Consider the following 20832-nt stretch of genomic DNA (forward strand, 5'->3'; position numbering starts at 1 on the left):
GTGTTCCGAGCGAGGCGCCCCTCCGCGTCCGCCACCGCGAGCGGCGCCGTCCCGTCCCTGCCCGCACCGAGCGCGGTCCGCCGCCGACGGGCGGCGAGCGGGCGCTATGACCGATCCGTCGCGTTCGACCTGCTGTCCCGCGGGCGCAGCGGCGAGAGATCGTCGTCGCGCAACAGGCCGCGACCGCGGGCGACGGCGATCGCATCGGCCCTGTTGGTCACTCCGAGCTTGCGGTAGATGCTCCTGACCTGGGATTTGACGGTGTTCGACGAAACGTAGAGGGTCGACGCCAGCACTTTGATCGATGACGTGTGCACGAGTTCGTCGAGCACGACGGCTTCACGCTCGGTCAGACTCGTCTGGTCGTCCCAGGAGAGCAGCAGCGAGCGCACCGGAACATTCTGGACGAGGTCTTCACGACCGACGTCTCCGAGCGCTCTGCGGACTCTCTCGAGGTCGGCTCGCGGGATCAGCGCGAGTGCCAGGCGTTGACCGGTGTGCTCCAGCACAGCGGCCAGGTGGAGCGCGAGCCGTGCAGTGCGCGTCGACGGCGCCGTGCGGAGCAGGGCGGCGAGCTCGATCGTCAGCCGTTCCGCCTCCGAGCGCGACGTGAGCCCCGCGACGACGGAGCGTCGCGACTCGTCGAGAGCCACATCGATGCGGCCGAGAACCAGGGCGACACGTGCCCGCTGGATGTGGGCATCGGCGCCGGAACCCAGATCCCGGCGAAGGGCGGCCCAGGCGGCGTGGGGGTCGCCGAGGGCGAGATGGATCACTCCGCGGACGCCCGCGAGCCGGTGCCGCGCCCCGACGGACCGTCCCTCGGCGCCTCGTCGGGTGACGAACGCATCCAGACGCGCGATCGCCTCCCCGGGTCGTCCATCGACGAGCTTCGTCCAGGCTTCGACGATCGCGATCTCCGCCCAGAACTCGATCGTGTCGCGATCATGGACCATGCTCGCCAGATGCTCGCGCGCCGAGGTGCTGTCGAATCGCTCGAGGGCGATCATCGCTTCCGCCAGACGGTAGAAGGTGCCCGAGTACATCGATCTCTGGATCTCCGTCCAGCAGTCCTCGCGCGCCAGTTCCGCGTACTGCGCGGCGAGCCCCATGTCACCGCGGAAGGCGTGGATGCCCGCCAGCATCGAGATGTTCCCGAAGCCGTTATGAGGCCGCTCGGGGAGCGCTTCGGCGTAGCCCTTCACGAACGTCCCGAGCGCCTCCTCGACGTTGCCCGCGCAATAGAAGGACGTGCCGATCTGGCTGTAGATCCGCGGGATGTCGCCGACCTCTTCTCGCTGGTCCTCGCTCAGGCCGTCGAGCGCGCGCACCGCCGCCCGCGCGGAGCGGAGACCCAGACGCGGACGCCCGATGAGGCGGTACGCAACCGCCTCACTGGCCCGGATGAGAGCGCGATCGATCGCGGGGAGCTCGCGCTTCCGGCCGTGCGCCGCCCGCAGGACGGAGACGAGGATCCGGGCCGATCGGAGCCGGTGGTGCGGAAGTCCGTAGAACGACAGTCCGTAGGCGAATCCGAGCAGCGGACGGCTCTGGAGGTCGGACGGCGGCATGTCCCGGAGCAGGCTGCGAAGCTCATCCGAATGGACCGCGATCAGCGGGAACCAGTCGGCCCGGAGCAGATCCATGACGGCGTCGTAGTCCTCGTCCGCCACGGCGTTCGAGATCTTCTGCACCGTCGCGGGCACGGCCAGCTCGACGCGACGCCGGAGATCGTCTGCGCCCGTCCCGCCCGCGTGTCCGTCTCCCCGAGCGGGCGTGCTCTCCATAACCGATATTCTGCCGGAGTCGTCACATCCCGGCCGACAGCGGACGCAGCTCGTTGCTCGCCCGAGCCGATGCCCCAGATCGTGCCGCCCAGGACTGTGGCGGACACTCCGAACGAGAGGTCGTCATGCAGCACGTCGCGGGGGAACCGCTGCTCGACGATCGCCAGGACGCAGCGCCGGACGAGACACGGATGCTCGGCCTGAAGGCGAACCTCGCGAAGTTCTTCCTGCTCGCCGCCCTCGTTCCCCCGGCGACCGTGGCGATCGCGCGACGGGCGTCGGAGATCGGCGGACCCGACAGCGCTGCCGGCTGGACCGCGCTCAGCATCGCCGTCGGCTCCGGCAGCGGGATCGCGGGCTCGCTGCTCGCCGGGTGGGCCGCCGACCGGGGACGGCGGTCCGCGCGCAGCCGCTGGTGGGTTCTCCTCGGCGGGACCGTGCTGGGCGTCCTCGCGCTCGCCTGGATGAGCTTCGCCCGCGCCGGAGGCGAGCTCGCGGCCGGCTGGGGGCTGGCACAGGCAGGCCTGTCGGGAGCGATCGCCGTGTCGCGGGCTCTGCTGACGCACGTGCCGGCCGTGCGCCGAGAACGCAGCGCGGTGATCATGATCGCGATCTCATCCGTGGGGCTGCTCGTCCCCCTCGGGTTGCTGATCCTCCTGCCCGGATCGGCGTGGATCACGTCGATCTGCCTCGCGCTGTGCGCGGTGGCGGTGGCGGCGATCGCCCTGCGGCGACCCTCCCTGCCCGCAGCCGGCGCGTCTCGCGCGCCGACGACCCCGCCCGCGCGTGACGGTGCCCGCACGGCGACCCCACGGATGTCCTGGGGGTCGGTGCTCGCGCTCGGCTTCAGCGCTCAGGTCGCCTTGTCCGCATACCTGACCTATCACCCGCTGGACGTCGTCGCGCGGCTCGGTCTCGAGTGGGACCAGGCGGTGCGAGCGGGAGCGCTCGTGCTGGCGGTCGCGCTCGTCGGTCTCGTCGGAGCGTCCATCGTCATGATGGTCTTCCCCCGCGTGCTGCGGCGCACGCTGCCTCTCCTGTCCCTCGCGGGGACGCTGCTGGTGTGTGGATTGATCCTCCGGGCGATGACGGCTTCCCTCGCGCCGCTGATGCTCTCCGGCCTTCTCAGCGGAATCGCGATCGGGATCAGCACGACCCTGCTCTTCACCGCGGCGTTGGCTCTCACGACATCGGAGCGGGCCGGTTGGAGGCTCGGCGTGTACAGCGCCGTCACCGGCATCGGCCAGCTCATCGGTCCGTCGCTCGTCCTGGGCGCGGTGATCGCGATCGCGGGCACTCCGGACTACTCCGCTCTCTTCCTGCTGCTCGCCCTCATTCCGTCGGGCTGGATCGTCATCGCGCTCGCGTCGGACATCCGCCGGCGACGCACGCAAGCCCGGTGAGCGGACCGCACGCCTAGCGGCACCCTCGCCCCGTCGAAGGGGCGCGGTGCTCTGCTTTCACCCCCATTTCACCCCGGAAACCGTCGCTCGCTCCGTGTCGCTCGGACAGTCTGTTCTGTGTCCGGTACCCGCGGACGCGGGAGTGGGGTCGCGCTCTGCCGACATGAGGGCAGGATGCGGAGGTCGGGACGCGATTATCGTGTCTGCCGCCCGCGCCGTGAACGGAAGACCAGAGCGTGAGACGAAGGAGACCTACCAAGATGTTGCACAGGCGGACGGCTGAATCGCGGCAAGCACCGGAGACCATCGAAAGCGCCCGCCCGGCGACCTCGGCGGGACCGATCAGCCGACGCACGATCGTTCGCGGCGTCGCGTGGAGCGTCCCCGTGACGGCGGCCACCGCGGCGACGCCACTGGCCGCCGCGTCTGTGGGCTCCCCCACCCTGCGATTCGTCAACGGCCCCTACTCCGTGGGCGGGTGCGGCGATCTGAACGACGTGACCCTTGCGGCGACGACGAACGGCACGTCGCCGGCGGCGAACACGACGGTCTCCGTCGTCCTGCCGAGCGGACTCGCCTGGAAGGACGGGTTCACGGGCCCCCGCAGCTTCACCACGGATCCGAACGGCAAGGTGGTCCTGCCCGCGATCACCGCATCCCCCAACACGACCTCCGCGGTGTCGATGGGCGCATCGATGACCGGCGCGAACGCGAACGCGCCGGTGACCGTCACGGCTCAGGTCGGCGCGAAGATCTACGACGTCGTGTCGACCGGGAACCCGCCGGCGACCGGGATCCCCCTCGGCTCGGTCGCCGTCGGCCACGGAACCTTCCTCAACCCCGACGGCAGCCTCGTGTACTTCAACACCGTCGCAGGGCAGGCGATCCCGCTCGCGACGAACGTCACCAGCGGTACGACCGTCCTCATCGGCGGAACGCAGTCCTACTCCACGTACGTGTCGGGCGGGGTCGCCCGAGTGCAGGACGTGGCGACCGGCGTCACGATCACTGCGGCAGGCGTGCCGAACGGATCCACCGCGGTCGGGCACGCGACGTTCCTGGCTGCCAACGGAGACCTCTACTACTTCAACTCGGCGACCAACTCCTCCGTGCTGGTCGCCTCCGGCGTGTCGAGCGCGAAGGTGTCGCTCTTCAACGGCACACAGCCGGTGCTGACCTTCGTGGCGGGCGGCGTGGCGAGGGCGTACAACGCCACGACGGGAAGCTACGTCACCGCGACCGGCGTCCCCGCGGGCACCACCGCCGTCGGCCACTCCACCTTCCTCGCCCCCGACGGGCTGCTCTACTACTACCGGGCAGCCACCGGCACCGCGATCGTGGTCAGCTCCGGAGTGTCCAGCGCGACGACGGCGCTCTACGGCGGCACGGATCCGTATGTGACCTATGTGACCACCGGCATCCCCGCGGTCTACAGCGTCACCAACGGCACGTATCAGACCGCGACGGGCGTCCCCGCGGACTCCGTCGTCGTCGGACACGCGACGTATCTCGCGCCCGACGGCCGGCTGGTCTACTACAACGCGGGAGCCAACGCGCCGATCGTCCTCGACACGGGCGTGACGAGCGCGGTCGTGCACCTCTACGGCGGCACAGACCCGATCGCGACCTACACGCACAGACTCGTCTGCTGAGGCGACACCGGGAATGGCGGCGCGGGCGCCGGCGGGTCGGGCGCCGGCGCCGTCGGCCCGTCGGTCCGGCGCCGGGGGACGGCGCCGGCGGTCCGCGGCAGGCCTAGAGTGAGCCGCATGACCGCCGACGCCCGCGACCGCCTGCAAGAGCTCCGCTCCGAGGCCCAGGCGCAGGTCGCGACGGCCGACGAGGCGCTCCGCGCGCTGCTGCACGACCGGGAGGGATCCCACGACGACGACGAGCACGACCCGGAAGGCGTGACGCTCTCGTCCGAGTGGTCGCGCCTCGCCGGGCTCGCCGACGCGGCCGCCGCCAAGCTGCAGCAGGTCGACGACGCGCTGGCGCGCGTGGACGCGGGCACCTATGGCGTCTGCGCATCGTGCGGGCGCCCCATCCCTGCGAGGCGCCTCGAGGTGCGCCCGTTCGCCGAGCACTGCGTCGCCTGTGCGGAGAGGCTCGGTCGCTGACCCGCCCTGCCGCCGGCTCCAGCCCCTCGGGAACTTTTTGTGACGAATCCGTGCGTCGGCGCGTCAAAGAGATGACGTCGCAAAAGCGGCGCCGACGGAGGGGATGCGCACGGAGGTGCGCAGCATGAAGGGGAAGAGCACATGGCCAACGACATCACCACCGGCAAGCAGACCGCTCAGGCGACGGGGACCCAGTCCGGCAAGACCACGATCGAGGACGCGGTCGTCGCGAAGATCGCCGGCATCGCGGCGCGCGAGGTTCCGGGGGTGCACGCGCTCGGCGGCGGTGCCGCTCGGGTCGTCGGCGCGATCCGCGACGCGCTGAACTCCACCGACCTCGCTCAGGGCATCGGCGTCGAGGTCGGCGAACGACAGGTCGCGGTCGATGTGACGCTCGTCGCCGAGTATCCGGTCTCGCTGCAGGATCTCGCCTCCGCCGTCCGCGCAGCGGTGTACACGGCGATGGAGAAGCTCGTCGGCCTCGAGGTGACCGAGGTCAACGTCACCGTCAACGACGTGCACATCCCGTCCGACGACGAGGGTGACGACGCCCAGGAGGCGCGAGTCCAGTGAGTGCGAGCACCATCGGTGCCGCCGTCGGTGCGGTGCTGGCGCTGACCTGGGTCGCCTTCGGCTTCTGGGCCTTCCTGTTCGTGGGTCTGGCGATGCTCGCCGGCCTGGGTGTCGCCCGGGTCGTGAAGGGCGAGATCGACCTGCGCGGGCTCGCCCAGGCGCTGCGCGGGCGGCGCACGTCGTCATGAGCGCCGAGGCTGCGACGGACGCCGGGTCCGCGCAGCGCGGACGCACGACGCTCACCGCGCAGGCGCTGCGGCGCCTCGCCACGGGCCTCGTCGCAGACGCATCGGGGGCGTCTGCGCGCGAGGTCGTGGTGCGGTGGGAGGACGCGCGGGGCAGCCTGCACGCCGCGGTGAGCCTGCCGCTGGTGCAGGGGCACGCGCCCGAGCGCACGCTCGCCGAACAGGGGGCCGAGCTGCGGGCGGCCCTGACGGCCGGCATGGCGGATCTGGCAGGGCGAAGGGTGGACGGCGTGGATCTCCGCTACTCGGGGTTCCGCCGCGTCGAGGGGAGGAGGGTGCGGTGAACGAGCAGCGACATGCAGGACGACGTCTCCTGCACCGTGAGCTCCGCGCCTCGCGCACGGCTCCCGCGGTCGTGGTCGCGGTGGTGCTGCTGGCGGCGGTCGTCGGGGCGACCGCGCTGTGCCTGTGGACCGCGGGGGACACGCGGGCGGGGGCAGCCGCCGGCGACACGGTCGCGTTCGTGCGGTCGGCATGGGAGGAGCCGGCCGTACGGGCGACCGTGGCGCTGGCGGCGGCCGTCGTCGGGCTGATCCTTCTGGCGCTGGCGGTCCTCCCGGGGCATCGCGCCCGTCACGGACGCACCGCGGGAAGGGTGGAGCTGGTGGTCGACGACGGACTGCTCGCCGACGCCGCCGCCCACGCGGTGGCGGAGCGGTGCGCACTGGCGCCGTCGCAGGTCTCGGTCACCGTGACGGCACGGCGCGCACGCGTGCGGATCCAGCCGATCAGCGGCGTCCCCGTCGACGAGCGCGCGGCGGCGGGTGCCGCGGAGCGGGCGCTGGAACGGCTCGGCTTCCCGCTCCAGCCCGTCGTGATCGTATCGTCGAAGGGGGTGCTGGCATGAGGACGAGATCCCGGATCCTGAATCGGGTGGTGCTGCTGCTCGCCGGAGCGCTCGCTCTGGCCGCCGCGCTGCTGGCCGCGCAGCCTCTGCTCCCGCCGCTCCTCGTCTCATCGTGGTGGGAGCCCGTCCGTCACGCGATCGACGGTCTCGCCCGCGTCGCCCCGTCATGGCGGATCCCGGCGACGGGGACGGTCGTGGACGGCGGCGCGGTGGCGCTGGGCGCCCTCGGCGCCGGGGTCGCGGTGATCCTCATCGCGTTCCTCGGCACGCGGCGCCGCCGCCGCACGCGCACCGTGGCGACGTTCGAGGACACCGCCGGACGCACGGCGGTCGACGAGTCGGTCGCCGACGCGGTGCTCGCGGATCCGCTGCGGTCGCGCACCGACGTGCTCTCCTCGCGCACTCGAGCGTACCGGGTGGCCAGGCGGACGGCGTTGCGCGTCGCCGTCGTGCCGCGCGCCGGGGCGGATCTGGCCGCACTGGTCTCCGAGGTGCAGCGCACGGCCGCGGACTGGGACGCGCTCAGCGGAAGTCAGAGCCCGATGGTGCTGCACCTGGCCGATCGCGGAGGTCTCGATCGCCTCCGGTCCGGGGCGAAGGTGCGCTGAAGCGACGCGATCGCATCGCGGGGTGCGCATCGCGGGAACGACGACCGGCGCCTGGTCGGCGCCGGATGACAGAAAGGAACGAGCATGAGCCTCAAGGACAAGGCGGAAGCGAAGGGTCAGCAGATCCTGGGAGCGGCGCAGGAGAAGGTCGGCGACGCCACCGGGAACGACCGGATCGCCGAACAGGGCCGCGAGAATCACGCGGAGGGACGGCTGAAGGAAGTCGTCGCCGACGTCACCGAGACCGTCGCGGACGCCGCGGAGAAGGTCAAGGACGCCGCGGAGGACCTGGCCGACAAGGCAGGACGTCTCTTCAAGAAGTGAAACCCGCTCCGGTGCACGCCGGAGCAGACGAAAGGAAGCAACCCATGGGATTCCTCGGATTCCTCCTCCTCGGCCTCATCGCCGGGGCGATCGCCAAGCTGATCCTGCCCGGGAAGCAGGGCGGCGGCTGGTTCGTGACCCTGCTGCTCGGCGTTGTCGGCGCGCTGCTGGGCGGATGGCTCGGCGGCCTGATCTTCCATGTCGGCCTCGAGTCCTTCTTCAGTCTCACGACGTGGCTGCTGGCCATCGGGGGTTCGCTGGTCGTCCTGCTGATCTACGGCCTCATCGTCGGACGGCGCAAGGCCTGACGGGTCGCGCCGCGCTCGCCGGGTTCGTCCCGGTGAGCCGCCTCGGGGTCGGTGCTCCGGCACCGGCCCCGCAGGCGCGTCAGAACCGCCGCCTCGAAGGGAGAGTGATCGATGACCGGCCTAGATGACGGACCGGCCCTCGAGACCGCCGACGACCGCACCCTCGCGGGACGCGCGGCGGATGGGGATGTGGACGCCTTCGCCGTGCTCGTGCGCCGCTACACGCCGCTCCTGCGCGCGTACGCCCGCCGCATCCTCAGCGGCACGGCGAACCTGGACGACATCGTGCAGGAGAGCCTCGTCACGGCCTGGCAGCGCCTGCCGGAGCTCGACGACCCGGGCCGCGTGCGCGGCTGGCTCATGCGGATCGTGAGCAGGAAGGCGATCGACGAGGTGCGCGCGACCCGCCCGCACTTCGACCTGGACGCCGTGGACGGCATCGACCTCAGCGCCCGCCCCGACGACGGGCCGGCGCGTCGCGCCGAGCACCGCGCCGAGCTGACCGCGCTCGCCGACGCCCTGGACGAGCTGCCCGGCCCGCAGCGCGAATCGTGGGTGCTGCGGGAGCTCGGCGGCTGCTCGTACGACGAGATCGCGGAGCAGCTGGACCAGCCGGTGAGCACGGTGCGCGGCCTGCTGGCGCGCGCCCGAAAGCACATCATCGTGCGAATGGAGGAGTGGCGATGACACGCGACGACAGCACGGGCGCGAACGCCCTCGGCTTCGAGCCCGAAGACCTCGACGGCCACACCATGGACGAGCTGTCGGACTACCTCGACGCCGGCCGGCAGCCCGCCGACCCGTCGATCGACGCCTCGCCGGGCTGCAGGATCGCGCTCGACGCCCTCGAGCGGCTGCGGCGGCTCGGACCGGCGCTGCTCGACCAGGACACGGCAGGGGAGCCGCAGCCCGACGACAACTGGGTCCGCTCGATCCTCGACGGCATCGCCCGGGACGCGCGTGCGGGACGCCGCATCCCGTTCCCGGTCGCAGAGCCGGACGACGATCTCGGGATCACCGAGGGCGCGGTCCGCGGCCTCATCCGCGCCGCGGGCGACGGCGTCCCCGGGGTGCTCATCGGCCGGTGCCGCCTGGACGGCGAGGTCGCCACTCCCGGCGCTCCCGTGCGGATCGAGGTCGAGGCCAGCGTCCCCTACGGGCTGCCGATCTCCCGACTCGCGGAGCGTCTGCGCGACGAGATCGGCGAGCGCCTGCGCACCCACACCGAGCTGAATCTCACCGGGATCGACATCGTGGTGCACGATGTGAGGGATCTTCCGAGCGGCGGAGGGAGTGCGCGATGACCGAGGCAGAGGCCGCCGAGCTGGCGGCGCGGATCGAGCAGGATCTGCTCGCGGAGCCCGGGATCAGCGCCGTCTATACGGCATCGGGCGGAGGACGGCTGCGCGAGGTCGCCGCGAAGCTGCGGGGCGCGGACGACGCCGCGCGCGTCGTGGTGCGCCCGGGCGAGGTCGCGCAGGTCGAGGTCGCGCTCGGTCTCGACGACGCCCGGCCCGCCGGCGAGACCGCGCGGGCGGCACAGCGGATCATCCGCCGCGCCGCCTCGGTCCCGGTGCGGATCCGTCTCACCGTGGCGCACCTCGACGTCGCCCCGCCGGAGCACGCCGCCACGACCACGGCCTGACGGACTGCGCCGGCGGTGGTGCGGTCATCGCCGTCGGCACGGAGCCGCCACAATGGACCCATGACCGCCGACGCCGACGACCTCGCCCGCGCCCTCGCCGCCGACGCACCCCTCACCTGGGTGCTCACCGGCGACTCGATCACCCACGGCACGGTCCATACGCAGGGCGCCCGCACGTACGCGGAGCATCTGCACGAGATCATCCGCGGCGAGCTCGGCCGCGTGCACGACGCCGTCCTGGACACGGCGATCAGCGGGTGGCGGATCACGCAGATCCTGGACGACTTCGACCGCCGGGTCGCCACCTGGCGCCCGCAGGTCGTGACGCTCATGATCGGCACGAACGACTGCGTGGAGGACGGCGGTTCGCCGGCCGTCCAGCCCGCCGAGTTCGCGGCGTCGCTGACGGACTTCGTGCACCGGGTGCGCGCGCTCGACGCGACCCCCGTGCTGCTCACGCAGCCCGCGGTGGACGTGCCGAACGCACCGGAGCGCAGCCGGATCGCGCAGTTCGCGCAGGCGGTGCGCGACGTCGCCGTGGCCGAGCAGACCGTCCTCGTCGACATCTTCACGCGCTTCGCCGACCTCGGGAACGGCGGCGTGCCCTGGGGGCTCATGAACGACCCGTTCCACCCCAATGCCACCGGGCACGCGGCGATCGCCCTGGAGGTGGCGACCGTGCTGGGACTGGATCCATCCGGGTCTCGCGTGCTCCCGCAGCTCCGCGCCGACGTCGCGGCCGGCCGGCTGGACCCGTAGCCCGCGCACAGCGTGGATCTCGGACCGCGTGGATCCTGGGCCGCGTCGGCACCGCGACGGATCCTGGACGGCGTGGATCCTGAGGAGAGCGCTGAGATCTGCGCCCTCGCCGATGACGTCGGGGACTCCGGCGGCATAGGCTGAGGGGCATCATGGACTCCCTGCAGCAGATCTTCGGCTGGTTCGGCGACCACTGGTGGATCATCTTCCCCCTCATGGGTGTGGGCGGCGCCATGGCCGGACGGTGGCAGGCGCTGTCGCGCCAGCGGCACAAGCAGAAGCTGGAGACCCTGCGTCTCAAGAGCGAGATCAAGGCCGCACAGCTGGCCGCCCGTGGCCAGATCGCTCCCCCGGTCTCGCCGCGCCAGGCCGCGCGACAGCAGGAGAACTCGGCCAAGGAGCTGCTCGGGCGGCTGTTCGCCGAGCACGACGCGATCACCGCGCGCTGGCTGGACTACGAGCTCGATGTCGCCAAGATGATCGCCTTCCCCGCGATGAGCGACGGCCGTCAGCCCCTGACCGCGGCATTCCTGCGGGCCAAGAAGACCGCGGACGCGCTGCGGCCGACATCGGCGGACGCGTCGGTGACCGAGCAGCAGGTGTCGGAGTACCTCGACGCGGTCGGCGCCTATGCGGTGGCGTTCGAGATCGCGGAGAAGGACGCCCGGCGCCTGCGCGACTCGACCTTCACGGACGACGAGCGCAAACGCCTGGAACGCGCGCAGCACCTGCTGAAGGTGGCGGTCGACCAGTCCGCGACCCCCGCCGAGCGACAGACCGCCTACCGCCGGGTGCGCGAGGAGCTCGACGGTCTCATCGACCTCTCCGACGCCGCTGTGGAGAACCTGGAGAAGAAGGTCGCGCTGCAGCTCGAGTCGCGTCCCGCGGCCGCGTCCGCACCCGCGGAGCAGGCCGAGCCCCAGCCGATCCCGATGCGGGATCCGCTCGCCTCGGCCGAGCCGCAGCGGCAGGCCGCGCCGCTGCCGCATCCGGAGTCCTGAGCCGGTGGCGGGACAGGACGCGCCGCTGCGGGTCGGACTCCTCGGCGCCGGCGGGATCGCCGCGGCGCACCTCGATGCCTGGCAGGCGCTCGGCGCGGAGTGCATCCTGTTCTCGCGCACCCGGCCCGAAGCGCTCGCCGCGCGGTTCGGCGTGGAGATCGCCGACGACGCCGACGGGCTGATCGACCGGGTCGACGTCGTGGGGATTCTCGCCCCCACCCCGACGCATCCCGAGTTCGCACGGCGTGCGATCGCCCAGGGGAGGCACGTCGTGTGCGAGAAGCCGCTCGCGGTGAGCGCCGCAGACGCGCGGCGCATGACCGACGCCGCGGAGGCCGCCGGAGTGCGGCTGTTCCCCGCCCACGTGGTGCGCTACTTCGCCGCGTACCGGCGGATCCAGCAGCAGCTCGCGGCCGGTGGGATCGGTGCGCTGCGCTCCCTGCGGCTGAGCAGATCCGGCGCGGGTCCCTCCTCGACCTGGTTCTACGACGAGCACGCCGGCGGCGGGCTCATCCGCGACCTGCTCGTCCACGACATCGACCAGGCGCTGTGGCTCGCGGGGCCCGCGGTCTCGGTCTCGGCACGACAGGATCCGCCGAGCGTCGACGGACGGCTGGCGGCACCGGTGACCGCGACGGTCGAGCTCACGCACGCGAACGGCGTCACGACGCGGATCGACGGCGGCTGGCTGGGCGAGGAGGCGCCGTTCCGCACCACGATCGAGGCGGTCGGCTCCGACGGCACGCTCGCGCACGACAGCGCAGAGACGACCGACGCCGACGCCGGCGCGTCCCGCTCCGGCGAGGTCGGCTACCTCCCGCCGCCGACCGACGACCACCCCTACCGCGCGCAGATCGCCGACTTCGCCGACGCGCTCCGCACGGGGCGCCCCGCACGGGTGACCCCGGCCGACGGTGTCGCGGCCGTGGCCGTCGTGGAGGCGGCCTACGCTTCGATCGCCGCCGGCGCCGCGGTCCCCGCCTAGCGCCGTATCCACGTCCGCGTCTCCCTCCCCGCAGCCCCCGCAGATCCGGATCCACGTCCGCGTCTCCCTCCCCGCAGCGTTGTTCCCTCCCCTGAGGGGCGCCCACCAGGGGAGGGAACGACGGGCAGAGGAGGGAAACGCGGGGTCGCGGTCGGGACGGATGCGGTCAGGCGGCGTGCGAGACCGCAACGAGCCCGTCCCAGAGGCGGCGCAGGCGCGCCACCATGTCGACCGTGTGGTCATTGAGCCATTGCAGCTGCAGGCCGTCTGCGGCGGCCACGATCAGGTCGACCGCGGCGGAGACGTCGACCGCGGGGCCGATGACGCCCGCGTCCTGCGCACGCAGGATGACCCCGGAGAGTCCATCGCGCAGCCATGCGTACCGCTCCAGGAAGAACGCGTGCGCGGGATGCTCGGGGATGCTCGCCTCGGCGGAGAACTCGACGTACAGCCGCACCAACCCTGGCACCTCGGCGTTGTGGGCGATGACGGCGAGGAATCCCTCGATGGTCGGATCCGGCGCGAAGAACATCTCGTGATCACGGATGTCGCGCGCGCGCAGCACCTCCTGGTACAGCTCTTCGCGCGACGCGAAGTGGTGCATGAGCCCGGCCTGGGTGAGGCCGACACGCTCGGCGATCTCGCGGTTCGACGCCTTCCGGCACCCCTTCGCCGCCACGACCTCGAGCGCGACGGAGAGGATCTCCTCGCGCTTGGCCGTCCCCTTGGCGTACGGGCCTCGCTTCACGACTGCCACACTACGTGCTCGGGACGGGCCGGCCACGGCCAGCCCGTCCCCCGCGTCACCGGACCTTCTTGATCGGGAAGATCACGAGCGCGCCGATCAATCCCGCGATCGCGCAGACCGTGAACCAGGCGGCGTAGTTCGACCCGTTTGCGCCGCCCGTGGCGAGCAGCACGAAGCCTCCGATCGTCGGCGCAAGCGTCTGCGGCAGTGCGTTCGCGATGTTGAGCACACCCAGGTCCTTGCCCGAGTCGTCCGGGTTGGGGAGCACGTCGATGACGAGCGCGAGATCCACCCCGACGTAGATGCCGTACGCAGCCCCGAGGAACAGCTCCAGGATGTAATAAGACGGGACGTCCTGGACGAAGATCAGCGCGAAGGTGCCGACGGCGAAGAGTGCCGTGGCGACCCAGACGAAGACCTTGCGCTTCCCGATCCTGTCGGAGAGCATGCCCGCGAGCCACGCGGTGACGATCAGGGCTCCTGTATACACGAGGGTCGTGTTCGCGATCAGGAGCCCGATCTCCTTCTCCGGAACCTTGAGGTGGTTGATCAGGTAGCCGAAGCGGAAGGCGGTGAAGCCGAAGGAGGCGAACGTGATCAGGAACCGCGACCACCAGGCGAGGGCGAAGTCGGGCTCTTTGACGGGGCTGACCCAGATGGTCTGGATGATCTCGCCGAAGGTCATCCTCGGGGGCTTCACCGGAAGGACCTTGTCCGGCAGCACGAATGCGAACACGATCATCGCGCCGATCGCCAGGATCGAGGGGATCACGAACACGATGAAGAGGTTGAACGAGAACCATCCGGCGACGTAGACACCGCCCACGATGCCGGCGTTCTGTGCGATGCCCAGCGCCGCGGTGATCTTGCCCCGCTGGAACTTCGGCACCTGATCGGCAAGGGTCGCGACGAAGGGCGCGAGCGTCATGTTCGCGCCGAGCTGTGCGATGGCCCAGCCGACGGTCGCGATCAGGAGGCTCGTCCCCGTCGCCATGACCACGAACCCGATGGTCATGATGATCGTGCCGAGCACGATCCAGATCCGGCGTCGACCCCAGCGGCTGGTCGTGCGGTCGGAGACCCGACCGAACACGACGTTGGCGAGCGTGGCGAACAGGGCCCCGACGCCGCCGAGGATCGCCTGAGCAGAGTTCAGTCCGGCACCCGTGTTCTCCACGGCGCCGATGTGCTGGAGGTCGAGGATCTTCAGCCCGATTCCGACGATCGCGGGCCCGAGGAGCGCCACGAAGAAGATGAACTGCGCGAGGATCAGCCAGAAGACGAAGCTCTTCTTCGCCGGCTCGGTCGGCTCCGTGAACCAATGGTGTTCGTGCGCACCGAGCGTCCGGCTCGCGGCCGTCATCCCGGACGGATTGCCTGCAGCGGAACCGCTGACAGAACTCATACCTGCCTCCTTTGGCCGGTCGAGGAGGAGAGCGGACGCCACACTGCGCCGCCAGGGGCTCCGGCCCTCGTGCGTGAAAACCTATCCTTTTACGGTTTCCGTCGCAAGAAGATTTCAGGTCGGGAGCAGGGCCGTCGCGGAAGCACCTAGGGCACGGCGATCGTGCCGTCCGGGTCGAGCTTCACCGCCTTCCCCCCGAAGTCGCGGCGCCCGCGCTGGTCGACGAGCTGCGCCGCGCCGCCGGCGGGGTCGGGCATCGGGATGCCGTCGGCGTAGTCGAACCGGACCGAGTGCACCTGCCCCGAGATCACGGTCCCGTCCGCGCGCAGCCGGATCGAGAGGTACGCGCCGTACCGCGTCGCCGGATCCTTGCCGAACACGCCCCCGCCGCCGAAGTTGCCGAGGCTGTAGGCGATGAGGCGGCCGCGGTACCACTCCATCCCGCGGAGCACGTGGGGGCCGTGACCCAGGACGAGGTCGGCGCCGGCGTCGACGGCCGCGTGGGAGAAGGCGATCGGATCCCCCCGGTCCTCGCCGTACATCGACTCGGTGCCCGGAGTGACCGCGTCGGCGTTCGGCCCCTCGGCCCCCATGTGCGCCTGCACGACCACGACGTCGGCCCGCGCGGCCGCAGCGCGGACGACGGCGCGCACGTGCCGGAGGTCGGTGACGCGAGTGAAGTCCTCATAGGGTGCGAAGCCGATCATCGCCACGGTGACCGCTCCGATCCGCGAGTAGACGATCTCGTCGCGCCCGCCGACGGCGCGGATCCCGGCCGCGGCGAGCGTCGCCCGGGTGTCGTCGTAGCCGGTCTGCCCGAAGTCCCGGCTGTGGTTGTTCGCGAGGTTGAGGATGTCGAAGCCGCGGAGGCCGGCGACCGAGCCGGGATCGCTGCGGAAGGCGAGGCAGTCCGGATCCTTCCCGCACTTGTCGTGCCCCGTGTCGGGCGAGATCGCCTGTTCGAGGTTGCCGGTCACGATGTCCTCCGTGAACCACGGGCGCACGCGGTCGAAATGGCCGGCCCCGCCGTCGGAGGGCACCGAGCGGCTCGCGTCGTAGAGCAGGATGTCTCCGGTCGCCCCGATGCTCACCTCGCCGGCGCGGTGTGCGGACTGCTGCGGGATCGTGGCCGGAGGCGCGGGCAGTGCCGATGCCCCGGTCGCGACGATGCCGACGGCCACGAGCCCCAGCACCGCCGCGGGTGTGCGCCACGGGATGCGAGGCCGGGCGTGCGGCTGCGGGGGGCGTCGCGGGGAACGGGATCCCCGGGCGAGGCGCAGCGCGGGCAGGTCGAAGAGCCATGACAGCCTGTCCCTGGTGATCAGCGCACCGACGGCGACGCTGGCGGCGATGACCGCCGCCGTGAGGACGACGGGCAGCAGCACGGCCGCCGCCAGCTGCACCGGCCGGCCGGCGTCCGACACCGGCTGCGCGACGAGGGAGTCGGCGAGCGCGAGGACCGGCATGTGGATCACGTAGATCTGCAGCGTGCGCGAGCCGAGCCGCGCCAGACCTCGACCGAGCCGGGGCACCGCCGCCAGCAGCGGGGCCACGGCGATCCCCGCCCCGACGCCGACGAGGGCCACCGCCGGCCACACCCCGGGGACCCGGTCCGTCCCGGTCGCCCGCACCACCGCGAAGGCGCCGAGGTAGAGCGCCGCGGACGCGGTCGCGAGCAGAGGACGCGGGCGGGCCGCGAGACCGATGATCCGCCGCGAGAACGTGGTGCCGATGAGGAAGTAGAGCAGGTTGGCGAGCAGCGATCCGCGATTGCTCACGACGTCGATGAGCCCCGCCCCCACGGCGGTCGTCAGCGCGGCGGCGGCCGCCAGGGGCATCCAGGCCGGCAGGCGCCGCAGCGCCTTCGCGACGAGGAAGTACAGCGCGAGTGCGTAGAGGTACCAGGCGTTCGGCGGGCTGATCGTGATCGCCTCGACGAACTCCGCGACGGATCTCGGGACCAGGGTCGGGAAGTCGGGGAACGCCTGCATCGTCGCCGTGTGGATGAGCGTCCAGAGCAGGTACAGATACAGGAAGCGCACGACTCTGCTGCGCCAGACCGCAGCCCACGGCCGGACGACGGCGTTCGCGGCGAAGCACCCGGAGATGAGGAAGAACAGGGGCATCCGCACCGGGTACGCGATGTCGGAGACGAGCCCCCACACTCCGGGGAGGGGGATCCCCAGCCTCCAGTCGATCGTGAGGTAGCTCTTCATCACGACGTGCCAGAACACGACGAGGACGATCAGCAGACCCTTGGCGGTGTCCGCCCAGGCCAACCGGGGCCTGGGCGTCGTCCCGGCACCGGTCACGCGGCGGATCCGGACTCGTTCGGCACGCCGGAGTGCCGCTCATCACCGCGCTCCCCCTCCTGAACCCGCGGGTGCGCGGCGTCGAGGAGCTCGGCGATCAGACCGGTGTAGTCGAGACCCGTCGCCGCGTACATCAGCGGCACCTGGGACAGCTCGGTCATCCCCGGTGTCGTGTTCACCTCGTTGAGCACCGGCCCGTCGGCGGTCACGAAGAAGTCGAACCGGGCGACCCCGGCGCACCCGAGTGCGTCGTAGAGGCGCGTCGCCGCCGAACGGACGCCCGCCTCGTCGGCGTCGCCGATCGGTGCGGGCACCGTGAAGCGGGCGCTGCCGTCGTACTTCTCCGTCGCCCCGAACACGTCCCCCGGCGCCACGGAGATCTCGAGCGTGGCGCCGATGCGCAGCGCGCCGTGCCGATCACGGAAGACGGCGACGTCGACCTCCCGGCCGGTCACGTACTCCTCGATCAGCACCGGATCCCCGAACACCCTCGCCCGTTCCACGGCGTCGGCCACACGGCCGGGATCTGCGACCACGAAGACCCCGTTGCTGGATCCACCGCCCGCGGGCTTCACGACGACAGGGAGCGTCAAGCCGGTGCCCACCGCGTCGGATCCGGCCCCGACGAGACGCGCGTCCGCCGTCGCGATCCCCAGCGAGGCGGCGATCAGCTTCGTGGCGTGCTTGTCCATCCCCAGGGCGCCGGCCCGGACCGGCGATCCGGCGAAGCGGACGCCGCACAGCTCGAGCAGACCCGCGATCGCGCCGTCCTCGCCGTGGGCGCCGTGCAGGACGGGGAACGCGACGTCGCAGCCGGTGAGGATCTCGACCGCGCGAGCGGCGGGCAGTGCGACGTCCTGCTCGTCCCGCCACGCGCCGTCCCGGCCGATGGTGAGCGGGACCGCCGTGTGCCTCAGCGCGCGGACGGCTCGCGTGACGCCGGCCGCGGACGCGAGGGAGACCGCATGCTCGGGGTTCGCGCCGCCTCCGATGACGGCGATCCGGCGGGGGGTGTGCTGAGGCATCGTGCTTCTCCTGGCAGGGACGTGGTTCGGGGGGATGCGTCGAGGGTTCGACGGATGCGGGATCCGCGGGCGCCCACGCCGGTGACGATCTCGTGCTCGATCGTGCGCGCCCACGCCGCCCACTCGGCGACGGTCGGCTCCCCGTCGCGGCCGGGGCCGAAGACCGTCACACGCTCACCGGGCCGCAGCAGCGCGTCGCCGGTGTCGACGACGACCATGTCCATCGAGAACCTGCCCACGAGCGGTCGCCGCCGGCCGCGCACCAGCACCTCCGCCCGCCCGGACGCCGCACGCGGGAGCCCGTCGGCGTAGCCGAGCGGCAGCAGCGCCAGGCAGGTGCGGGAAGGGGTGACGAAGTCGTGGCCGTATCCGACACCGGTGCCCGCCGGCGCCTCACGGGACGACACGACCGTCGAGGTCAGCGTCAGGGCGGGCCGCAGGTCGTCGGTCGTGCGGGACGGATCGATGCCGAAGAGCCCCGCGCCGATGCGATGCAGGTCATATCCGGCTGCGGTGCCGGTGAGCGTCGCCGCGGTGGCGGCGAGGTGCAGAAGGTGCGGACGCAGGGCGCGCCGACGGGCGGTGCGGACCGCGTTGTCGAACATCAGCCGCTCGCGCACGTTCTGGCCGCTCCGCGGGTCGTCGGCACAGGACAGGTGCCCCATGACGCCCACGACGCGCACGGCACCCGTGCCCTCGTGCTCCCACGCGAGGGCGCATAGCGTCGCCCACTCGCGCGGCGGGCAGCCGTCGCGACCGGTGCCGACATCGATGTGCAGGTGAAGGCGGGCCACGGTCCCCGTCGCCTGCGCTGCTGCGGCGATCGCGAAGAGCAGCTCGAGATTCGGGACCGCGAGATCGATGCGCGCTCGCAGCGCCGTCTCGACGTCGGCGTCCGGCGTGTTGAGCCAGCTCAGGATCGGAGCGTCGACGCCCGCGCGGCGCAGCGCGAGCGCCTCGTCGATGCTGGTCACGCCGATCGATCCCGCCCCCGACTCGAGAACCGAGGAGACGATGTCCCCGTGCCCGAACGCGTCGGCCTTGAGGACCGCCATCAGCCGGCCCCCGGTGAGGGCATGGAACCGCGCGGTGTTCTCGCGGAGCGCGTCCTCATGGACGACGAGTTCCGAAGCCGGCGATCGCATGGGACGAGTCAACCGAGCCCGGCGTTGCCCGGGCGTATCCGGTTATCGATACGCGGACGATATGCGCACGCGCCCGCCGCGCGCCGTCAGTCCTCGCCCAGCGACAGCGGCCGCACCACGACGCGGCGACGGTCGCGCATCCACACCCGCCCGCTCTCGCGATGCTCGGCACGGGTGGCGAACCGGTAGCGATAGGCCACGGCGCGCACCTGCGCGGGCCGGGCGCCGTCGAACGGATCGTGCCGCAGCAGCCGGAGCGTCGGGGGGTCCGCCTCGAGCAGCCGCACCAGCAGCATCGCGAACCAGTCCTCGTACATGCGCCCCAGCGGCAGGAACCACATCAGCCAGTCCAGGCGCAGATGGTACGGCGCGAACTGCGCAGGGACCCGATGCAGATCCCCGGGCTTGCCCTTGAACCCGTACTCGCGCCATTGCCCTCCGACCGGATCCGGATCCGCGTCGACGAGCATCGTGCCCTCGACGACGATCTCGATCCTCTCCTTGGTCACCGTGCCGAACGCGCCGTAGGCGTTCGCGAGCTGCCAGCGGTTGAACGAGGCGTTCATCGCCTGTCGTCGCGAGAACAGATTGCGCACCGCGGGGACCGAGAGCCAGACGTACAGCGCCCCGACGCCGGTGGTGACGACGAGCCAGGGCAGCCAGAGCCCGTCGATGACCCACGGCGGAGCCGTGATCGTGTGCCGCGGAGCGCCCGAAGGCATCCCGATCGCCGAGAACGCGAGCACGATCGTCGCCCCGTTCAGCCACGCGAAGTTGCCGGTGGACACGAGCCACAGCTGGGTCGCGATCACGATGCCCGCGCCCACCGTCCCGATGATCGCGGGGACGGGCCCCGGGACCCAGAGCCCGAGGACCGGCGCGAGCAGCAGCCACGGGGCGCCGAGCTGGGCCGCGTGGTTGCCCACCACCTCGAGCCGGTGGAACCACGGCGGCAGCAGATGCGCCTGTCTGCTGAGCGGCCCGGGCATGGGCTGCGTCTCGTGGTGGTACATGAGCGCGGTGAGGTCGCGCCACTCGTGCCCGCCGCGGATCTTGATCATGCCGGCGCCGAATTCGAGCCGGATGACCAGCCACCAGAACAGCACGATGACGACGGTCGGCGGCGGCTCGGAGGCGGATCCGAGGAATGCGGCGAGGAACCCGGCCTCGAGCAGCAGCATCTCCCAGCCGAACCCGTAGAAGGTCTGCCCGATCGACGAGATCGACATGTACCCGAGCCAGAGCAGCAGGAAGCACGCCATCGGCACCCAGGACGGTGCGAGCTGCGGGATCCCGGTCACGAGCGACAGCGACACGACGATCCCCGCGGTGCAGAGCGCCACGAGCCGCCGGTCGGTGTACCGGATGCGCAGGAAGAGAGTCGGGCGCAGCAGCCGGCGCGCGCGGTCGGAGTTCCCCGCCCAGGCGAGGAGCTCGGGCGCGGGCAGCAGGCCGTGCTCGCCGAGCAGCGCACGGAACTGGTTCAGCGTGCTGAGGAACGCGACGAGGTAGAGCGCTGCGATGCCCCGCTGGAGCACCTCACGCGCGAAGCCGAAGTCGACCGCCGCGAAGCCGTCCATACCGGAAGGCTA

Annotated in this window: 23 protein-coding genes; 16 read left to right on the forward strand and 7 right to left on the reverse strand. The window is 71.8% G+C overall.

The window, feature by feature from the left end; all coding sequences use genetic code 11:
* Positions 1-104 precede the first annotated feature (104 nt).
* The gene (locus RL72_RS20475; protein ID WP_052674361.1) at positions 105-1787 is read right to left on the reverse strand and encodes a helix-turn-helix transcriptional regulator; all 1683 of its coding nucleotides are present in this window, start codon (positions 1785-1787) and stop codon (positions 105-107) included.
* Positions 1788-1912: 125 nt separating this feature from the next.
* On the opposite strand from RL72_RS20475, the gene RL72_RS12120 reads away from it, so the two are divergent.
* The 16 genes from RL72_RS12120 to RL72_RS12195 all read left to right on the forward strand — a co-directional run bounded on the left by RL72_RS12120 (position 1913) and on the right by RL72_RS12195 (position 12605).
* On the forward strand, positions 1913-3190 hold the full coding sequence (locus tag RL72_RS12120; protein ID WP_045251095.1) for an MFS transporter: 1278 nt from the start codon (positions 1913-1915) through the stop codon (positions 3188-3190).
* A gap of 386 nt (positions 3191-3576) precedes the next feature.
* Complete coding sequence (locus RL72_RS12125) at positions 3577-4842, forward strand: hypothetical protein (RefSeq protein WP_045251096.1); 1266 nt, start codon at positions 3577-3579, stop codon at positions 4840-4842.
* A gap of 117 nt (positions 4843-4959) precedes the next feature.
* The gene (locus tag RL72_RS12130; RefSeq protein ID WP_045251097.1) at positions 4960-5310 is read left to right on the forward strand and encodes a TraR/DksA family transcriptional regulator; all 351 of its coding nucleotides are present in this window, start codon (positions 4960-4962) and stop codon (positions 5308-5310) included.
* Between the two features lie 141 nt (positions 5311-5451).
* The gene (locus RL72_RS12135; protein WP_045251098.1) at positions 5452-5883 is read left to right on the forward strand and encodes an Asp23/Gls24 family envelope stress response protein; all 432 of its coding nucleotides are present in this window, start codon (positions 5452-5454) and stop codon (positions 5881-5883) included.
* Positions 5880-6071: a DUF2273 domain-containing protein gene (locus RL72_RS12140; RefSeq protein WP_045251099.1), complete on the forward strand. Its 192-nt coding sequence runs from the start codon at positions 5880-5882 to the stop codon at positions 6069-6071. Before RL72_RS12135 ends, RL72_RS12140 begins: the two co-directional genes overlap by 4 nt.
* Entirely contained in the window at positions 6068-6412 is a 345-nt protein-coding gene (locus RL72_RS12145) for a hypothetical protein (protein WP_045251100.1), read from the forward strand. Before RL72_RS12140 ends, RL72_RS12145 begins: the two co-directional genes overlap by 4 nt.
* Positions 6409-6975, forward strand: coding sequence for a hypothetical protein (locus RL72_RS12150; RefSeq protein WP_045251101.1), 567 nt, complete (start codon positions 6409-6411; stop codon positions 6973-6975). Before RL72_RS12145 ends, RL72_RS12150 begins: the two co-directional genes overlap by 4 nt.
* Positions 6972-7583, forward strand: a complete 612-nt coding sequence (locus tag RL72_RS12155; RefSeq protein WP_156156793.1) for a hypothetical protein — start codon at positions 6972-6974, stop codon at positions 7581-7583. Before RL72_RS12150 ends, RL72_RS12155 begins: the two co-directional genes overlap by 4 nt.
* Positions 7584-7667: 84 nt before the next feature.
* Positions 7668-7907, forward strand: coding sequence for a CsbD family protein (locus RL72_RS12160; RefSeq protein WP_045251103.1), 240 nt, complete (start codon positions 7668-7670; stop codon positions 7905-7907).
* A gap of 44 nt (positions 7908-7951) precedes the next feature.
* Entirely contained in the window at positions 7952-8215 is a 264-nt protein-coding gene (locus RL72_RS12165) for a GlsB/YeaQ/YmgE family stress response membrane protein (RefSeq protein ID WP_045251104.1), read from the forward strand.
* A 111-nt stretch (positions 8216-8326) separates the two neighbouring features.
* Complete coding sequence (locus RL72_RS12170; protein ID WP_045251105.1) at positions 8327-8902, forward strand: RNA polymerase sigma factor; 576 nt, start codon at positions 8327-8329, stop codon at positions 8900-8902.
* Positions 8899-9519, forward strand: a complete 621-nt coding sequence (locus RL72_RS12175; protein WP_045251106.1) for an Asp23/Gls24 family envelope stress response protein — start codon at positions 8899-8901, stop codon at positions 9517-9519. Before RL72_RS12170 ends, RL72_RS12175 begins: the two co-directional genes overlap by 4 nt.
* A complete protein-coding gene (locus RL72_RS12180) occupies positions 9516-9860 on the forward strand; it encodes a hypothetical protein (protein WP_045251107.1) in 345 nt (114 codons plus the stop codon). The genes RL72_RS12175 and RL72_RS12180 overlap by 4 nt, the downstream gene beginning before the upstream one ends.
* 60 nt (positions 9861-9920) lie before the next feature.
* Positions 9921-10619: an SGNH/GDSL hydrolase family protein gene (locus tag RL72_RS12185; RefSeq protein WP_045251108.1), complete on the forward strand. Its 699-nt coding sequence runs from the start codon at positions 9921-9923 to the stop codon at positions 10617-10619.
* 152 nt (positions 10620-10771) lie between these two features.
* Complete coding sequence (locus RL72_RS12190) at positions 10772-11620, forward strand: hypothetical protein (RefSeq protein ID WP_045251109.1); 849 nt, start codon at positions 10772-10774, stop codon at positions 11618-11620.
* 4 nt (positions 11621-11624) lie between these two features.
* On the forward strand, positions 11625-12605 hold the full coding sequence (locus RL72_RS12195; protein WP_045251110.1) for a Gfo/Idh/MocA family protein: 981 nt from the start codon (positions 11625-11627) through the stop codon (positions 12603-12605).
* A gap of 166 nt (positions 12606-12771) precedes the next feature.
* Here RL72_RS12195 and RL72_RS12200 read toward each other — a convergent pair whose 3' ends face one another.
* The 6 genes from RL72_RS12200 to RL72_RS12230 all read right to left on the reverse strand — a co-directional run bounded on the left by RL72_RS12200 (position 12772) and on the right by RL72_RS12230 (position 20820).
* Positions 12772-13353 carry a TetR/AcrR family transcriptional regulator gene (locus RL72_RS12200; RefSeq protein ID WP_248700465.1) on the reverse strand — a complete coding sequence of 194 codons (582 nt, stop codon included), beginning with the start codon at positions 13351-13353 and terminating at the stop codon, positions 12772-12774.
* A 55-nt stretch (positions 13354-13408) separates the two neighbouring features.
* Positions 13409-14758 (reverse strand): MFS transporter, encoded by a 1350-nt coding sequence (locus RL72_RS12205; RefSeq protein WP_052674365.1) that lies wholly within the window; start codon positions 14756-14758, stop codon positions 13409-13411.
* Between the two features lie 146 nt (positions 14759-14904).
* Positions 14905-17070 carry a CapA family protein gene (locus RL72_RS19235; protein WP_052674366.1) on the reverse strand — a complete coding sequence of 722 codons (2166 nt, stop codon included), beginning with the start codon at positions 17068-17070 and terminating at the stop codon, positions 14905-14907.
* Positions 17067-18095: a D-alanine--D-alanine ligase family protein gene (locus tag RL72_RS12220; RefSeq protein ID WP_082072355.1), complete on the reverse strand. Its 1029-nt coding sequence runs from the start codon at positions 18093-18095 to the stop codon at positions 17067-17069. Before RL72_RS12220 ends, RL72_RS19235 begins: the two co-directional genes overlap by 4 nt.
* The gene (alr, locus tag RL72_RS12225) at positions 17984-19240 is read right to left on the reverse strand and encodes an alanine racemase (RefSeq protein WP_082072356.1); all 1257 of its coding nucleotides are present in this window, start codon (positions 19238-19240) and stop codon (positions 17984-17986) included. Before alr ends, RL72_RS12220 begins: the two co-directional genes overlap by 112 nt.
* 86 nt (positions 19241-19326) lie before the next feature.
* Positions 19327-20820 (reverse strand): lipase maturation factor family protein, encoded by a 1494-nt coding sequence (locus RL72_RS12230; RefSeq protein WP_045251113.1) that lies wholly within the window; start codon positions 20818-20820, stop codon positions 19327-19329.
* Positions 20821-20832: the final 12 nt, after the last annotated feature.

Source organism: Microbacterium azadirachtae, assembly GCF_000956545.1.
GTDB lineage: Bacteria > Actinomycetota > Actinomycetes > Actinomycetales > Microbacteriaceae > Microbacterium > Microbacterium azadirachtae.

Bases quoted from the DNA above. Each gene is read 5' to 3' on its own strand.
- RL72_RS12130 (WP_045251097.1), top strand. From the start codon at position 4,960: ATGACCGCCGACGCCCGCGACCGCCTGCAAGAGCTCCGCTCCGAGGCC.
- RL72_RS20475 (WP_052674361.1), bottom strand. From the start codon at position 1,787: ATGGAGAGCACGCCCGCTCGGGGAGACGGACACGCGGGCGGGACGGGC.
- RL72_RS12230 (WP_045251113.1), bottom strand. From the start codon at position 20,820: ATGGACGGCTTCGCGGCGGTCGACTTCGGCTTCGCGCGTGAGGTGCTC.
- RL72_RS12165 (WP_045251104.1), top strand. From the start codon at position 7,952: ATGGGATTCCTCGGATTCCTCCTCCTCGGCCTCATCGCCGGGGCGATC.
- RL72_RS12190 (WP_045251109.1), top strand. From the start codon at position 10,772: ATGGACTCCCTGCAGCAGATCTTCGGCTGGTTCGGCGACCACTGGTGG.
- RL72_RS12135 (WP_045251098.1), top strand. From the start codon at position 5,452: ATGGCCAACGACATCACCACCGGCAAGCAGACCGCTCAGGCGACGGGG.
- RL72_RS12120 (WP_045251095.1), top strand. From the start codon at position 1,913: ATGCAGCACGTCGCGGGGGAACCGCTGCTCGACGATCGCCAGGACGCA.
- RL72_RS12180 (WP_045251107.1), top strand. From the start codon at position 9,516: ATGACCGAGGCAGAGGCCGCCGAGCTGGCGGCGCGGATCGAGCAGGAT.
- RL72_RS12205 (WP_052674365.1), bottom strand. From the start codon at position 14,758: ATGAGTTCTGTCAGCGGTTCCGCTGCAGGCAATCCGTCCGGGATGACG.
- RL72_RS12220 (WP_082072355.1), bottom strand. From the start codon at position 18,095: ATGCCTCAGCACACCCCCCGCCGGATCGCCGTCATCGGAGGCGGCGCG.
- alr (WP_082072356.1), bottom strand. From the start codon at position 19,240: ATGCGATCGCCGGCTTCGGAACTCGTCGTCCATGAGGACGCGCTCCGC.
- RL72_RS12145 (WP_045251100.1), top strand. From the start codon at position 6,068: ATGAGCGCCGAGGCTGCGACGGACGCCGGGTCCGCGCAGCGCGGACGC.
- RL72_RS12185 (WP_045251108.1), top strand. From the start codon at position 9,921: ATGACCGCCGACGCCGACGACCTCGCCCGCGCCCTCGCCGCCGACGCA.
- RL72_RS12175 (WP_045251106.1), top strand. From the start codon at position 8,899: ATGACACGCGACGACAGCACGGGCGCGAACGCCCTCGGCTTCGAGCCC.
- RL72_RS12160 (WP_045251103.1), top strand. From the start codon at position 7,668: ATGAGCCTCAAGGACAAGGCGGAAGCGAAGGGTCAGCAGATCCTGGGA.
- RL72_RS12170 (WP_045251105.1), top strand. From the start codon at position 8,327: ATGACCGGCCTAGATGACGGACCGGCCCTCGAGACCGCCGACGACCGC.
- RL72_RS12155 (WP_156156793.1), top strand. From the start codon at position 6,972: ATGAGGACGAGATCCCGGATCCTGAATCGGGTGGTGCTGCTGCTCGCC.